11 protein-coding genes are annotated in these 14,811 nt (G+C 60.6%); 2 read left to right on the top strand and 9 right to left on the bottom strand.

Going from position 1 to position 14,811, the window contains the following annotated elements; genetic code table 11:
- Positions 1-13: 13 nt before the first annotated feature.
- Positions 14-1,033, bottom strand: a complete 1,020-nt coding sequence (locus P5540_02975; GenBank protein HRT63763.1) for a Gfo/Idh/MocA family oxidoreductase — start codon at positions 1,031-1,033, stop codon at positions 14-16.
- 80 nt (positions 1,034-1,113) lie between these two features.
- On the opposite strand from P5540_02975, the gene P5540_02970 reads away from it, so the two are divergent.
- A complete protein-coding gene (locus P5540_02970; GenBank protein HRT63762.1) occupies positions 1,114-2,049 on the top strand; it encodes a tyrosine recombinase in 936 nt (311 codons plus the stop codon).
- Between the two features lie 398 nt (positions 2,050-2,447).
- On the opposite strand, the gene P5540_02965 is transcribed toward P5540_02970, so the two are convergent.
- From P5540_02965 to P5540_02955, 3 genes are read right to left on the bottom strand one after another with little or no spacing between them, the layout of a single operon-like run.
- The gene (locus P5540_02965; GenBank protein HRT63761.1) at positions 2,448-3,713 is read right to left on the bottom strand and encodes a DegT/DnrJ/EryC1/StrS family aminotransferase; all 1,266 of its coding nucleotides are present in this window, start codon (positions 3,711-3,713) and stop codon (positions 2,448-2,450) included.
- Positions 3,714-3,763: 50 nt separating this feature from the next.
- Positions 3,764-5,146, bottom strand: coding sequence for a hypothetical protein (locus P5540_02960; GenBank protein HRT63760.1), 1,383 nt, complete (start codon positions 5,144-5,146; stop codon positions 3,764-3,766).
- Between the two features lie 6 nt (positions 5,147-5,152).
- The gene (locus P5540_02955; GenBank protein ID HRT63759.1) at positions 5,153-6,970 is read right to left on the bottom strand and encodes a hypothetical protein; all 1,818 of its coding nucleotides are present in this window, start codon (positions 6,968-6,970) and stop codon (positions 5,153-5,155) included.
- Between the two features lie 377 nt (positions 6,971-7,347).
- Between P5540_02955 and P5540_02950 the strand changes: the two genes are divergently transcribed.
- A complete protein-coding gene (locus tag P5540_02950; protein HRT63758.1) occupies positions 7,348-8,304 on the top strand; it encodes a DUF1559 domain-containing protein in 957 nt (318 codons plus the stop codon).
- Between the two features lie 18 nt (positions 8,305-8,322).
- On the opposite strand, the gene P5540_02945 is transcribed toward P5540_02950, so the two are convergent.
- The 5 genes from P5540_02945 to P5540_02925 form a co-directional block, all read right to left on the bottom strand.
- Complete coding sequence (locus P5540_02945; GenBank protein HRT63757.1) at positions 8,323-9,294, bottom strand: glycosyltransferase family 2 protein; 972 nt, start codon at positions 9,292-9,294, stop codon at positions 8,323-8,325.
- Positions 9,295-9,297: 3 nt separating this feature from the next.
- Positions 9,298-10,053, bottom strand: coding sequence for a class I SAM-dependent methyltransferase (locus P5540_02940; protein ID HRT63756.1), 756 nt, complete (start codon positions 10,051-10,053; stop codon positions 9,298-9,300).
- Positions 10,050-11,621 carry an oligosaccharide flippase family protein gene (locus P5540_02935; GenBank protein ID HRT63755.1) on the bottom strand — a complete coding sequence of 524 codons (1,572 nt, stop codon included), beginning with the start codon at positions 11,619-11,621 and terminating at the stop codon, positions 10,050-10,052. The genes P5540_02940 and P5540_02935 overlap by 4 nt, the downstream gene beginning before the upstream one ends.
- 3 nt (positions 11,622-11,624) lie before the next feature.
- Positions 11,625-13,433 (bottom strand): glycosyltransferase family 39 protein, encoded by a 1,809-nt coding sequence (locus P5540_02930; protein HRT63754.1) that lies wholly within the window; start codon positions 13,431-13,433, stop codon positions 11,625-11,627.
- Positions 13,434-13,671: 238 nt separating this feature from the next.
- The gene (locus tag P5540_02925; GenBank protein ID HRT63753.1) at positions 13,672-14,796 is read right to left on the bottom strand and encodes a uroporphyrinogen decarboxylase family protein; all 1,125 of its coding nucleotides are present in this window, start codon (positions 14,794-14,796) and stop codon (positions 13,672-13,674) included.
- Between the last annotated feature and the right edge of the window lie 15 nt (positions 14,797-14,811).

The following is a 14,811-nucleotide window of genomic DNA, read 5'->3' as shown; positions in this document are numbered from 1 at the left end:
CGAAATTCCGGCGCTATTCCAGATCCACCGGCCGGCCGGCACGGATGGATTCCTCCAGGGCGCAAATGATTTTCGTGGCGATTGTGCCGTCGGCCCCGGTGACCATCGGCGTCCTTCCCTCGCGGACGCATTCGACAAAGTGCCGGATGCTTTCAGCGGCAAAGCCCTGCTGGCGTCCGTGGATCGTCGGCATGACAAAGAGATCGGGGTAGCCCGCGTCCGATTCCGTGTATTTCTCCAGCGCGCGGTTATGGGTGGCATCCATGTAAAGCGCGCCTTTCGTTCCGACCAGTTCGCATTTCACGTCCACGAGGTTCGGCGCCGAGTTCGGCAGGATCCATGAATTTTCGATCACGGCCACCGCGCCGGACCGGAATTCGAGCGTCGAAAAATAAAAGTCAGGGGTTGGGATGCCGCGTCCGCTCAACACGCCGGATCGTGAAATGCCGTACACGCGGCAGACTTCATCGCCGATCAGCCAGCGGACGGTGTCAATCGCATGGCTGCCGACAAACCACAGCACGGACGTTCTTCCGGCCCACGACAACATTTCCGTCGGCACATAGATCCGGTCGTTCAGGCGGTAATACACATGGCGCGGATCGCCGATCTCGCCTTGGCGGACGGCCTCGTGCATCTTGCAGAGCGGCGGACTCCACCGCGCATGGAAATCCACCATCAGCAGCACGCCGGCGCGATCCGCCCCGGCGACAATCCGTTCGCAGGCCTCGACCGTCATGGCCAGGGGCTTCTCGGCGAGAATATGTTTTCCGGCTTTCGCCGCGGCGATCAGAATTTCCTCGTGCGCGAAATCCGGCGTCACCACGGACACGGCCTCCACGTCCGGGTCCGCCAGCAAGTCGCGATAATCGCCGTAGGCCCTTGCCCCGCACGCCCCGGCCAGCGCCTCGGCCCTCGCCGGGGCCACGTCCGCGACGGCCCGCACCGACACCCCCGGCGTCGCCGCATACGTCCGCGCATGCATCGCGCCCCATCCGCCCGTGCCTATGATGCCAATCCCGATGGTTTTCATGCGTTCTCCTTCACACGCGAAAAAAGGACAACCCCATTATATTGCATTGTTTCCCGCGAAAGTAATAACGTGAAACCGCCATGATGCAGGACAATGACATTCATGCGTTTACCGCCCATCTCGAAATCGAGCGGGGATTCTCCGCACACACGATTCGGGCCTACTTCAACGACCTTGCGCAGTTCTGCGATTTCGTGATGAACGGCGCGGAAGCCTTCCGGCGCACCGAAGAACAACCGCGTCCCGATCCTTCGCTCGACGCCCTACGAAAGGCGACACGCAACGAAGTGCGCGCATTTTTGGCGCATGTCCGCACGACCGGCGGCAGTGCGCGCACCTCGGCCCGCAAATTGGCGGCCATCCGATCGGCATACAAGTTTTACGTCCGGGAAGGCATTCTCGACGACAGCCCAGCCCAAGCCGTCAAGCCGCCGCGGCTCCCACGCAACCTCCCTGATGTCCTTAGCATTCCGGAAGTGACCGCGCTGATTGAAGCGCCCGACTGTTCCGAACCGCTCGGCCTGCGGGACCGCGCCATACTGGAAACGCTCTATTCCAGTGGAATCCGGGCCGCCGAATGCGCCGGCCTGCGTCTGGCCTCCCTCGATCTAGCCAACGGCTTGATGACAGTTTTCGGCAAGCGGCGCAAAGAACGCATCGCGCATTTGGGATCTTTCGCGGTAAAGGCGATAGGCGGTTATTTGGCTGTTCGCGCCGAACTCGGCGCGCCCGCCCATGACGGATTGTTCGTGAATGCCCGCGGGGGGATGCTGACAACCCGCAGCATCCAGCGCATTATCGAGCGGTACGCCCTTCTGGCGTTGCCCAACCGCCGCGATGTGTCGCCCCATACGCTCCGGCACACCTTTGCGACTCACATGCTCGATGCCGGCGCGGACCTGCGCGTCGTGCAGGAAATGCTCGGCCACGAAAGCCTGTCGAGCACGCAAATCTACACCCACGTCAGCATCGAACGTATTCGGGAAGTGTATCGCGGCGCCCACCCTCACGCCTAAACACGCCAACGTGGGACTGGCTGTCCAGCCTGTCTTTCTTCAAAACCACGCCAACGTAGGACTGGCTGTCCAGCCTGTCTTTCTTCAAAACCACGCCAACGTGGGACTGGCTGTCCAGCCGGTTTTTTTCAAAATCACGCCAACGTGGGACAGGCTGTCCAGCCTGTCTTTGGAGTTTCCACATTTTCCATGTTGAATTGATGTTTGAAAGGGCCTAACCGCGATGGCCGCGGTCGCTTGAACACATTGCTTTGCTCTTTCAGATCGCAAATTCAGAGAATGTCTTATTTTTCAAAGCGTTGCCCTGGGCTACCATATCTACGACCTTTCGGCCCGAAATGGAGAAACTACTGCGGTCGGCGAGGACGCCGTCCCTGCCGCGTGATGCGTACCGCCGGTTACCCTTTCGCCACCTTGCGAATCGCCTCGATGATGTAATCGGCGTGTTGGTCTCCGTAGGTTTGCGACAATCCGATAATGACGGTCCGTCCGAGAATGTCGAGCGTGCGCGGGCACATATCGGGGTGGTATGCGCGCGATCCATCGTGCAGCGGCGAGGTCCAGGGCCGCCCGTGCGCGTCCGCGGACCGTTTTTCCATGACGTATTCCCAGAATCGGTAGATGTGTCGGTCGGGAATGCCCTGATCGTACATGCTTCCCGCGGGAATGCCCTCTGCGCGTAGGGCTTCCGCAAACCATTTGGCGCGCGCGCCGTTTTCAAGGAGCACGGCGACGGAAATGCCGCAATCGCCTTCGGGATCGTTCGTGCGGTGCGGTTGGATGCCCGGACAATCCGCAATGCCGGCATGAATGCGCTTGTAGAGTTCGCGTGTCCGCGCAAGGATGCCCTCCAGGCGTCCGAACTGGACACAGCCGAGCGCGCCTTCCATCTCGTTCATCCGGAAATTCTCGCCGGGAAACGGGCCGGAAGTGGTGTCGTCCGGATTCCAGAAACACATGGCCGAATCGTGCCGGATGGCGGCCCGCTCGAAAATGGTTCGATCGCGCGTCACGACCATGCCGCCCTCGCCCGCCGTGATGACCTTGTACTGCTGGAGGCTGAAACAGCCCGCATGGCCGATCGAACCCAGGCGGCGTCCCTTGTAACTTCCGCCGCAGGCCTGCGCGCAGTCTTCGATGACGCGCAGGCCGTGTTTCGCGGCGACCGCCATGATGCGGTCCATATCGCAGGGAATTCCGCGCATGTGGACCGGCATGACGGCCTTGGTGCGCGGCGTGATCAGGCGTTCGATGCCGTCCGGGTCCATGGTCAGGCTCTCGTCAATTTCCGCAATGACCGGCACGGCATTGCAAATGAGAATGGCCGACGCGCTGGCAATGTAAGTGTAACCGGGAACGATGACTTCGTCGCCTTCGCCGACGCCGATGCCGATCAGGCCGCAAATCAGCGCCGCCGTGCCGCCGCCGACGGCCAAGGCATGCGGACATCCCGTCATTTCCGCGAACAGACGTTCGAGCCGCGTGCAATGCGAGTTTTCATGATCGAGAAAGCGGAAGATCCGTTGCGAACGCACGACCGATGCAACGGCCTCCACTTCTTCCTCGCCGATGGCCGCCGGTCCGAGCATGCCCGATGGAAACGGTTCGCGCGCGACCGGTTCGCCGCCGTCAATGGCCAGTTTCGATTCGTTTGGCGGATTCAATGTCGTTCTCCTTTGCCCGATGCGTAATCGGGTCATTGTGAAAGGGCCATTCAGTTTCGCGCTTCCCACCCGATTTCCCGCTTGCCATCGGGTGCGGACGCAGGCGGCATTCCCTTGCCGGGCCCCGAATCATGGGCGGCCGCCTGTCCCTCGATCCAAATCGTGAAGCCGCCTTCGGGAGTTCTTTCGTAATTGAGAAGTACTCCGGTCGAAACGTCATGCCATGTTTCTGGAGCCGGTTTGGGATCGAGTTCGTCCAGTGAGGTTGGATACGCGCCATGCCCGCGTTTCCATGCCTTGAGGATGAACCCAAGATACATGGCCTTGGCGCGCGCAATGTCTTTGGCGTGCAGTTTATAGGCCGTTTCATAGGCCAGCCGAATAAAAGGGTGACCGTGTCCGTTGCGTCCCGCTTGGTTCGGCAATTCGGCCAGAAGGCGCGGAGTGTCGGCGGACGGATTCTCCAACAGGCGAATCATGGCCTCGGCCAGTTGCATCGAACCCCGGCCATAACGTCCTCGGAAAAACGCATCGAACGGATCCTGGCGTGGCCGCCCCCACAGTTGGCCGGATTCCATGAATGCCGCCGTATAGCGGAGACTTTCGATCAACGGCGTCCAGGAAAGCCGCTTGCCGATTTCGGCGGTGAGGCGATTCTCATCGTCCGGGGAAAGCGGCGCCCTGTCGGCAATCCGCCAAACCACCTTGTCGGTGTCGGCATTGATCTGGGCTTTCTTGGCAATGCCCTGGCATAATCGGCTCGATCCAACCAGTTCGCCGAGCCGGTAAAGACACACGCATGTATTGACGGCATTTTCAAGAGCGCCCGAGTTCGCGTCGGCCAATGCGCGGGCCGCGAAAAAGGCAACGGTCGAACTGGTCTCCAGGCTTAGAAAGATATGGGGGTCCGGTATGGTCAGTTCGTCATACAGACCGTTTTCGATCCCTTGTTCGATCTCCTTCAATTCCTTGTTTGTGCGCAAATAATCGGTAAATCGTTCGGCAACCTGTTCGGGTGTGTTCGCCGCGGGATCGAGGGACGCCAGGAGTGGCGTCAAACGGTTGCCGATCCGAAAAGGCTCCAGTTGCATGCGCAATTCATCCAGCACGATCTGCGACATAACGCCGTCATTGTCAATCATTCCCCGCGCCGTCCGTAAAAGGATTTGAGATTCAACGCCTCGTTTGCCCATCAAGGCCGGGGGACGCGCGGATTCAGGCGGAAAGTTCTTGCGTTTTTCTTCCAAGGCGGCCCGGATCGCGGCCGCCCGTTGCCCGGCTTCCGCAAGTACGGCCGCAACCTTCGCGCGTTCCGGCGCCTGGTTCCGCCTCGCATAGACAATCAGCCCGATAATCCCCGCGATGGCGGCCAAGAGGACGGTTACGGCCAGCCGCACGCCGCGCGTGGCCCGTGGACGACGCCTGCGATCCATTCCGGACTACTCCTTCACAAGACCGAATCGTAGATCCGGAATGGGGTTTCCGGTCCTGTCGGTAATCCGGAACACGAAACCCCAATTGTTGACGCCGTTGCACACCTTGACCAGAATCGGCGTCTTCCCGGACGGCAAGACAATGGGAATGATGTCGCGGTCGAGGATCGCGCCGCCTTCCTCGGGATAATCCAGCACCAGTTTGCCGCCCAGCCAGATCTTCCCGGCGTCGTTCGTGCCCGCGCGAATTTGCGCCTCCCGCTCCACGGGGCTTGTGACGTAACAAAGGGCATAGGCGCAGACATTCTCCGTTGGGTTGAACACCTTGGTAAAATCAACGCTGGCGCGATCCGCCGACGCCTTGTATTCCCGCCAGCGGACTTTGCCGTCCACACCGTCGTACTCGGCTTTCAAATCAATCTCTTGCTCGGGCGGAAATGCGACATTGTGCCCTTGTAATTTCTCCGCGCTTGGAAACGGCCCTATCACCATCCAATCGGTCTGCGTGCCGAAAAAGCGGCGAAAACTGATGGCCTCGCCACGGAAATGACGGCAGGCCATGTCCCAAAGCACATCGGAGGCGGACCCGCCCATCGAATCCTTCGGGACAACCTGAAGCGCGGGGGTGTCGTCCGGCCCCATGCACGCGGCGAACGGCTCGAAACCCAACTCGCCCGAATAGTCGCGCAAACGCATCTCGCGCAGTTCCTGCGCCAGATTCAGGTATTTCGGCGTTGTGACGATTTCACGGTCCGTAAGAACTTTCAAATACGTTTCGACTTCCGCGGGATTGCGGCACAGGTCGAGTTGGCGGCCAACCAGTTGTTCATAGCAGTTGTGGCTGTAAATCCAGTTGTAGCGGCGGCCCAGCATGAGCGACGCGGCAAAACCCTGCCGGAACGCGTCGCGGGTCATGCCGGGTTCGTGGACGCTCTCGTAATTGAATCCGAACGGCCAGATGCCCGGCGCGATGCTGCACTGTTCCAGCCAATAGCGGTAGGCGCGATTGCTCAAGGTATGGCGGAAAAAGTGGTTGATCGTCCATATATAGGCAAACATTTCGCGGATGTTCGGATTGCGGTAGGTGTGTTCGGTGCAGTAATGAACGCCGCCCGGCGCATTGCGCAGAGCGGCTTCTTCGATCCACGCCGTTTGAATCGCGCTGCCCAGGCTGAAACCGCAATCCGGAAACGTCAGAAAAATCATGTCCGGAAACTCGTCGTACATCCCGGCCACAGCCGTACGCAGGCGATCGCGAACCTTCAGCACCAAATCCTCGCGCGAATACCCCTTGTAGTCGTAGCCTTCCCACCCGAACGAATATTGATCCCCCACGTACTCGATATCCAACGCGATGCCGTGGCAACCCGCGTCGCGCGCAAAAATGGCGAACTGCCGGAAATTATGGTTTATTTTCTGCCATTGCGTATCGTTGAACCATTCGAAATGCCGGTCAAACGCAATCTTGAGAAACAATTCGGAACCGATCCGGCGGCAGACCGCGGCGGCCTCCTTCGATTTCTGAAATGTCGCATCCGACGCGCCGATTGTCCACGGTTCTTTGTCCGTCGCCCAAATATCGCTCGACCAGTCGCGGGCCACCTGATCCAGGAAGAACGCGTTTATCCCGCGCTTCGACCATTCTTCCGCATCCGCCGCAATTTGGTCGGGACTGGCCGAAAACAGGATCGTCTTCGGCATGGGCAATCCGCCCGGCGGGCCATATTCAACATCCGGATCGGGTATCTCAGACGGTTTCACCGCATGGGCCGCCAACGAAACGACCAGTAGCAGACCGGCGAAAACAACACTCAAACGTTCCATGGGGGTGCCTTTCTCTTTGTGCGTTGCCAGTATAGTGCATTGACTCATAAGCAACGCAACATCAAAAAACACCCCAAATCGGCAAAAACCCAACCCGGGATCCGCCTTCCGGGCAAACCACGAAAAGCACGACGGGCGTGTTGCGCTGGAATATATTCGACGTCATGGAATTCATTCTTGTTTATCCGGTTCTTCCCCATTCGTGGATCGTGTGCGCGCACCCGCACGGGAAGGCTGACGGGATTTCCCGTAAACCGGATAAGCCCGCTTTGTCCCTTCATCATTCCTCGGAATGTGTTTGCATTTCCCCGGACGCTGTGGTATTATTATTTTTATAATCGTAATACCGATCAAAAAGGAATCACGCCATGAATCGTGTGCATCAAAAAGGCTTCACCCTCATCGAACTGCTCGTGGTCATTGCCATCATCGGCATTCTGGCGGCTATTCTGTTGCCGGCGCTGGCGCGAGCCCGCGAGGCCGCGCGCCGGTCGTCGTGCCAGAACAATCTCAAGCAGTTCGGCATCGTGTACAAAATGTATTCGGGCGAAAGCCAAGGACAGGCATTCCCCGCCTGCTCGCCTTACGTCAACATGTTCATGAACGGGATGACGATTTTCAGCGCAGCGCGCGCGGCTTCCATCTACCCCGAATATTTGTCGGACTTGAACGTGTCGAAGTGTCCTTCGGATTCCGGCAACGACGGGGCGGGACAATACGTGGCCGCACGCCTGCCCGATTCGGGGGGGTTTCCGGATTGGATAAACGCGGCGCGCGCGGCGGGCGACCGCGTTTCGGAGGACTATTTTTTGTGCGGCCTGCTGGGGCGATCCTACGTTTACAAAGGATATGCCTGCGTGAACATCAGGGAGTACTACGGCGTGTGGGGCGCGATGGGGGCTCGGGCGCCGTATGCCCAGGTCGCCATTGTGAGCGGCGTGGGATCGGTGCGTCTCAAGGATTTCGGAAACGATATCGCCTTGGATGAAGGCACATGGCCGTCGAATGTTGATCGGACGAAGGCCGACGGTTCGGGCGGCGGCAACAAGGTATTGAAACTGCGGGAGGGCATCGAGCGGTTTTTTATCACGGACATCAACAACCCCGCGGCCTCCGCACAGGCCCAGAGCATCCTGCCGGTCATGTGGGACACCTACGGTTCGTTCGCCAACGCGGCCAGCACGGGCGGCGGGGCCGTCTTCAATCACGTTCCGGGCGGATGCAACGTGCTGTATATGGACGGCCACGCGGCGTTCATCCGTTATCCGGGCGATTTTCCCATCGTGAACGACGCCGGCGTGCTGCTTGAAAACAGCCACTTCGGGTTGTACTGAATCCAGGCGCCCGCCCCTTCATTTCACGAGCATTTTCTCAAGCCGGCGGAGGGGTATTTTGCGCGCCCGCTGAATTTTACGGCGTTCACGGAGGGCGTGCGGTAGTTTTCGGATCAGGTCTAGCCATGCCGCGGCCAGCGATCGGACGGCGCCGACGGCTCCGTGGTCGTTTCGCGTGGCGGAAAAAAGCCTGCGCGCCTGGTGCAGTCGCTCCCACGCAATGGCGGGGAAATGCCGAGCGATCAGGGGCGCGGGCATGTCTTTCGCGATCAACAGCGCATGGTTGACATAACATTCTCGCGTGCGCTTGAGCGTGCTGCTTCCGAGGCTGGCCGAACCGACGTGGTACGCGATGGCCTCGCGCACGAACCGGGCATCGAATCCCGCCAGACGCGCACGGAAACAGAGATCGCTGTCCGAAAAATAGGCGCCGAAAACCGGGTCGAAGAGTCCGACGGCATCGAACAACGTTCGCCGGTACAAGGCCGCCGCCGCCGTCACGCCGAATATCGTTTGCGGAAATCGGAAACCGTCCAGCGGGACACGAAAACCGGCCGATTCCGGGCGCCCCCCCGCGCGCTGTAAATCGCCTGCCGCATAGACGATCGTCGGGCTGTCGCGCCAGAGGATCAGCGGTGCGAACATCGCCGCGTTCGACGTTTCGGCGGCCTCGACGAGCCGTGAAATAAAATGCGGGGCGACGGTCACATCGTTGTTGATTAGCAGGATCAGATCGCCGTCCGTTTGACGGATACCCTCGTTGACCGCGACACAAAATCCCCGGTTTTCCTTGAAACGAATGCGTCGGACTTCCGGAAAATGCCAGCGGAGCATCGCGTCGGTATCGTCCGACGATCCGTCGTCCACGACCGTGACGCCGTAACTGCGGTAGGTCTGCATGTTCAGCGACTTGAGGCATTCCGCCAGCAATTCCTTCCCATTCCAGGAAGGAATCACGACACTGACTCGTTCGTCGTCCATGCGCGGCATGACCTAATCCCGATCTGTCTCCGGTTCCAGCCAGAGTACACTCCGATAACACGTTCCCGCGTGCCAGCGCGTCAGGACGGGCGTCAACAACCGCAACAGCGCTTGAAACAACGCGTTGCCTCGTCCGGGCCATCCGCACAGCAGTATGCGCCACATCCAGCGCCACACGCACACCGGCGTATTCGCTTCAACCGCAATTCGGCGATTGGGCGCGCATTCCGCGAGATTAGCGCGCACGGATCCGGTGTCGGGCAGTCCAAGCGCGGCATGCTGTTCGAGCCACGGGATCGTCGCGCCGGTCAACTTTCGGTACGCGGCGCGGATGTCCGCTTCCACGCGCGCGGCGGCCCCGCCGGATGGAAACGCAACGACGGCCACGCCGTCGTGCGCCGTGATGCGGACCATTTCGCGAAGGGCCTCCGCGCGGGATTCGGAGGGCAGATGTTCGAGTGTATCCACGCAGACGCATACATCCGCGCTTCCCGCGGCAAAGGGCAGCGCGCACGCATCGGCGGCCACCGCAAAGATGGACTGCGCGGCGCGCGCCTCGCGCAAATGGACAGGCTCGCGGTCAACGGCGATGACGGGTCTCCGCGCAAATCGCGCGAAACCATTTGCATTCGCGCCGATCTCCACAATGCACGGCACGGCCGGACGGATTCGGCGCAGCCGGCGGACAATGGGCGCGTACCGCATCGCCCAATCCGGGTAGCCGCGTCCGTCCTTTTCGGCATATCGCCGCAGCCATACGCCGATCATCCGTGGAATCTCCCATACATACGGCCGGCAATCGGCAGCGATCGCAACACGTCGTGGTCGAAACGATCGAAATAGGGGACGCGGAACAGTATCAGCGCATAACTCGAAAAAAACACGATTGCGCCGCCCAGCGCCGCCGCCGCGTTCAACCAGCGGCTGCCGCCGGCAGACCAAAACTCGCCCGCGAGGCAAAAGGCGAATCCGGGAAGGCAGGCCAGCGCGGGCCATGCAAGCGTCTTGCGCATCAACTCGCCTGCTCGTATGCCGCCGACCGGCTCCATGGCGCGCAGGAACCATGCACACGCGGCGAACATGGACAACGCGGTGCCCATCGCGACGCCGTACAATCCGAACGGAAAAACCAGCGCCAAGGTAAACGCGACATTCGTGATCATGGCAATGATGCCGGCCTTCATTTGCAAATCGGGGCGGCCTTTGCCCAGCGCGATGCTGACGCCTGCCCCGGGCAACACGTTCGCGAGATAGCCGATGGCCAGGATGCGGTTGATCCATGCCGCTGTTTCAAGATGCGGCACCGCCGGACCCATCCATGTCCGGATCAACATGCCCGATGCGGCCACGCAGTAGACCCCGATCGGCAGCGTGGCCGCCGCGAGATATTTCGACGACACAAGGTACAAGCGCGTGATCCGCTCGCGGTCGTCCCGCGCGTCCAAGTCAGACGCCGCGGGCATGATCGCGCTCACCAGCAGGGCGGGCATCTGGCGCATCTTGCCGGCGAGTTCCTCGCCGATGCGGTAAACGCCGATCATGCCGAACTGGCGGTAGAAAAGCCCCACGATCAGTTTGTCGGTTTCGAAGGAAATCACGTTCGACAACCGTGAAACCTGGGTTTTCCAGCCGAACGACGCCAGCGCGCGGAATTCTGTCCCTGAAATATGCCGGGGCGACACCCGCAATCCCGGCACGAGCAGAAATGCGGCAATCACGCTGGCCGCCGCATGGAAACCGAACGCCAAAAAACTCGCATACAGCAATCCCCGCACGCCGTGTCCCGCATGCACCCAGTAGACGGCGCCGGTCACTTTGAGCAAGGAGGCCGCGAAACCGATCAGATTCGCGACGTCCATGCGCTGCAGTCCAGTCTGCACGGCGCTGAACGCCGACAGGCAATTCGACGCGGCAAACAGCACCAACCCCCATCGCAATAGGACGCGGACATCCGAAAGAAAGGCGTCGTCCACGGCTTGCGCGCCCAGTCGCCGGAACAGCGCCACGGCCGGATCGATACACCACCAGCCCGCGCACACCAGCACAAGGCCCAGCACGAGGTAAAAGAAAAAACCCACGCTGACAACGGATGAAATCCGGCCGCGGTCCTTGTGCGCGGCGTGTTCAGCGATAAACTTGGCGAACCCGCTGCCCAGCCCCACATCGAAGAGCGCGACATATCCCGTGAATACGCTCAACATCGCCCACAATCCCCACGCCGAAACGCCGAGGCAGGGAACGACATACGCCGCCAGCGCGATATTGCAGGCCGCTTCCCACAGGCGGCCCGCCGTGTTGAACGCGGTATTGTGTATCAACGTTTTCCGGACGGACATGACTCAGTTTCCCGTCGTCGGATTTGCGTAATTCACATAGTAGACTTCCACGGTTTCCAGTTTTCCGGTCCGCGGATTGGGCATTTCGATCACTTGCGCGGAACGGAAGAAGCGTTTCTCGCTCCGCCAGCCGGCGATCATGTCGCGATACCCGTCCTTGTAGCCCGGCGCCTGGGCGATATAGGTGGCCGGAATGAAGATCCATTTGATGCCCTGCGCGGCCAGCCAGGCCGCCTGCGCCTCGACAGGCTGGCCGAACAACGCACGCAACGGCGCATCGTTCTGATACGTGCGCCCGTCGAAGAAATACGACCGGCGGTCGAACGTGAGGATGGTGTCGCCGATTGGAATATGCCGGTTCACCCATTCGAAAGCGGGATACCGCTCCACACGCGCGGTCAAATACGCCTGCCGCGTCTCGCGTCCCAGCACGACCGGCGCCTTGAAATGGACAGCAGCCGCCTGTAACACGAGACCGAACACGAACGACGCCGCAAGCACGGCGGCGACCACACGGCGCAGCCTGCCAAGCCGGCATGCGGCGATGCCCGCCACCACCATCATCGGAATGAGGAACGGCAGAACGTACCGCGCATAACGCTCGAAAAAGAAGAAGCACATGATGCCCGAAAGCGCGTACAGCGCCAGGATGCGCGCCCGTTGGCCGCCCACCAAAAGACCGGGCACACCGAGCAGAACCACCAGCCCCCCGGGCGATTTCGACCAACCGTCGAACAAGTAAGGCCGCATGACGATATCCCAGGGAAACATGAGAAATTGGCGCAGGCTGAACCCGTCGAGCGACGGGTGCGGAGCCATAAAGCCCACCGGCCAATGCGGAATCGAACCCGCTCCGAACCATGAAATGAATAGGGGATAAAACGGATTGCCGGTGATCAGTCCGCTGCGAAGCAGCCAGGGCGACGCAGCCAGCACAGAAATGCCCACAAACAGGACAAACGAACGAAAACGGCGTTCGCGCGCGCCCAGCAACACGCCCAGCGACAAAAGCACACACACCAGATAACCCGTATGGCGAATGCCGCAGGAACTTCCCGCAAGCCAGCCCGCGAGGAGCAACCACGGCGCGGCTGCTTCGCGCTCCTTGAACCATGCCGCGAGCGCCGCCATAGCGCCGACGGCAAAAGCGCAGAAGGCCAAATCAATGGACACGGTTCCCGCTTGATCGATGAAGATGGGCGCGGTGGCCAGAATCGCGGCGGCAATCAGTCCACAGCGGCGGCTCTCGACTCGCGCGCCCAGCATATACGCGGCCGCGCAGGCCAGCAGGCCCATGAGCCAGCCCAGCAGCATCGCGCCCCGTTCGCCATCCTGCGCAAACACACAGGCATACAGGACATGCAGCAAATGCGGATAGGCCGTGTATTCGTTGCCCGGCACGAACAGGATCCGCCCCTCGCGGGTATAATCCTTGGCCAAAGCCAGATGCGCGACGCATGCATCCCAGCTTGTCGCCGGCGCCAGCGCCCCGAACAGGGCTAAGCACGCGGCAGACAGGACGGCGAGCAGGGACAGTTTTTCGACCGCGTCGAGGCGTTCGCGCGGCGTATCGGTCCCCTCTGCCGCCTTGTAGAGGTACAAGTGATAGCCAAGACCGGCAAGCGCAAAGGCATTGAGCAGAAAACGCGCGGCGTCGAGCGACACTGCGCCCAGCCCCGCCACGACCGCGGAACACAAACTCATTCCCACGAGTAAACGTAAGGCCAGCGGCTCGATGCCCTGCATCCGAATCGAGCGCAACAACCGGTTGCCGGCAATCCAACTCGCCGCCGCCAACACCACCAACGACATGTCCGCTCCTTGTCCGCGCCATCCACGCCACGGCACGATACCACGCAGCCAACGCGGAAGAAAAGGCCGGAGAGTGCGGCGCCATTCACAATAAGCAGAAGGCTTCCAGCCCCTTGCCGGGATTTGTTTTGGATGGCAAACCCAAAGACTGGGCATGCCGCCCAAGACCTGTCCATCCATCAAGGACCTGATGGGAAAATACGGCTTATGGCGCGACTTATCGTTCGGGGCCGTTCCGTTACAATTTTCCGGAAAGCAGAAGCGTCTTCGCGTCCATGTAATACCTGAAATTATCCCATGAGACATCAGGCGGCACCGTGTGATCCACGGTGGGAATGAAACCGCCTTCTTCGATGAGCGGGATGAACTCGCGGAGATGGGCTCGAATCGCCTCGGGACCTTTGGCAAGTTCGCGCTTGTCCACGCCGCCCCAAAGACGAAGGCTCTTGCCGAATTGCCTTCGCCATTGCATCGGGCTGACGTTCGACGCGCGTTCGATCGGCCAGAGGGTATCCACACCCGCGTCCATCAGGTGCGGGATCAAAACCGTCGGGTCGCCGTCCGAATCCACCGCGAAATAGCGCGTGCCGTGTGCGCGGAAGAATTCGACCATGCGTTTCAGGTGCGGGAAGATGAACTCGCGGAAGATGTTTGGGCCAATCAGCGGCCCGCTCTTCATCGCGAAGTCCTCGTTCAGCACAAAATACTCGACCTGGATTTTTTCCAACACGGGCCGGCTGGTTTCGATGATCAGGTCGGCGTAGAACTCCATCATCTCGTGCATGAGATCCGGGTATTCGTAGAAGGCCGTCGAGAGCGCCTCGGTGCCCATGAATTCGCGCGCGCGCCAATAGAACCCGTTGGCCGCGCAGTTGCGGCCGAGTACGAGTGGGAAGTCGCGCGTGCGCCATCGCGCGATCTGATCGTCGAGGTCCGCCGGATAGCGTTCCGGGATGGCCGCGATAAGACGGCGTTTGATGTCCACGAAATCCTTCGGCTCCTGGACAGGAAATTCGAGATACTGGTCCATGCACATGCGCCCGCCGCCCACGCTGCCCTCTTTGAGCGCCTTCGTCACGACGCCGATATGGTTACGGGCGGTAATATATTTGTCGGTCTCCTCGATGACCACCGGTTCGAAGTGCGGAATGAGTCCGTAGTTGACATTGATATATTCGCGCCGGTCGAGGCCGATCGCCGGTTCGTCTACGAACCAATCCCATCGGAAATCCGCGATGGCGTCCGGCGCTTCCGCACGCCAACGGTCCACTGTCTGCGGCCAAACGCCCAACTCATGATTGGGCCGCCGGTCGCAGGGCCGATACTCCATGCACGCGATGAATCGTTCAAGGTCGGTGATCATGATTTCTCAGCTAGC

It is taken from the genome of Candidatus Hydrogenedentota bacterium (assembly GCA_035450225.1).
Lineage (GTDB): Bacteria > Hydrogenedentota > Hydrogenedentia > Hydrogenedentales > SLHB01 > DSVR01.
The sequence above is the reverse complement of the archived record's forward strand: the minus strand, read 5'-3'. Positions and strand labels throughout refer to the sequence as shown.

What these genes read in the sequence shown, in the direction of transcription:
- P5540_02975 (HRT63763.1), bottom strand. Translation starts at nt 1,033, where the DNA reads ATGAAAACCATCGGGATTGGCATCATAGGCACGGGCGGATGGGGCGCG.
- P5540_02970 (HRT63762.1), top strand. Translation starts at nt 1,114, where the DNA reads ATGATGCAGGACAATGACATTCATGCGTTTACCGCCCATCTCGAAATC.
- P5540_02960 (HRT63760.1), bottom strand. Translation starts at nt 5,146, where the DNA reads ATGGATCGCAGGCGTCGTCCACGGGCCACGCGCGGCGTGCGGCTGGCC.
- P5540_02955 (HRT63759.1), bottom strand. Translation starts at nt 6,970, where the DNA reads ATGGAACGTTTGAGTGTTGTTTTCGCCGGTCTGCTACTGGTCGTTTCG.
- P5540_02945 (HRT63757.1), bottom strand. Translation starts at nt 9,294, where the DNA reads ATGCCGCGCATGGACGACGAACGAGTCAGTGTCGTGATTCCTTCCTGG.
- P5540_02940 (HRT63756.1), bottom strand. Translation starts at nt 10,053, where the DNA reads ATGATCGGCGTATGGCTGCGGCGATATGCCGAAAAGGACGGACGCGGC.
- P5540_02935 (HRT63755.1), bottom strand. Translation starts at nt 11,621, where the DNA reads ATGTCCGTCCGGAAAACGTTGATACACAATACCGCGTTCAACACGGCG.
- P5540_02930 (HRT63754.1), bottom strand. Translation starts at nt 13,433, where the DNA reads ATGTCGTTGGTGGTGTTGGCGGCGGCGAGTTGGATTGCCGGCAACCGG.
- P5540_02925 (HRT63753.1), bottom strand. Translation starts at nt 14,796, where the DNA reads ATGATCACCGACCTTGAACGATTCATCGCGTGCATGGAGTATCGGCCC.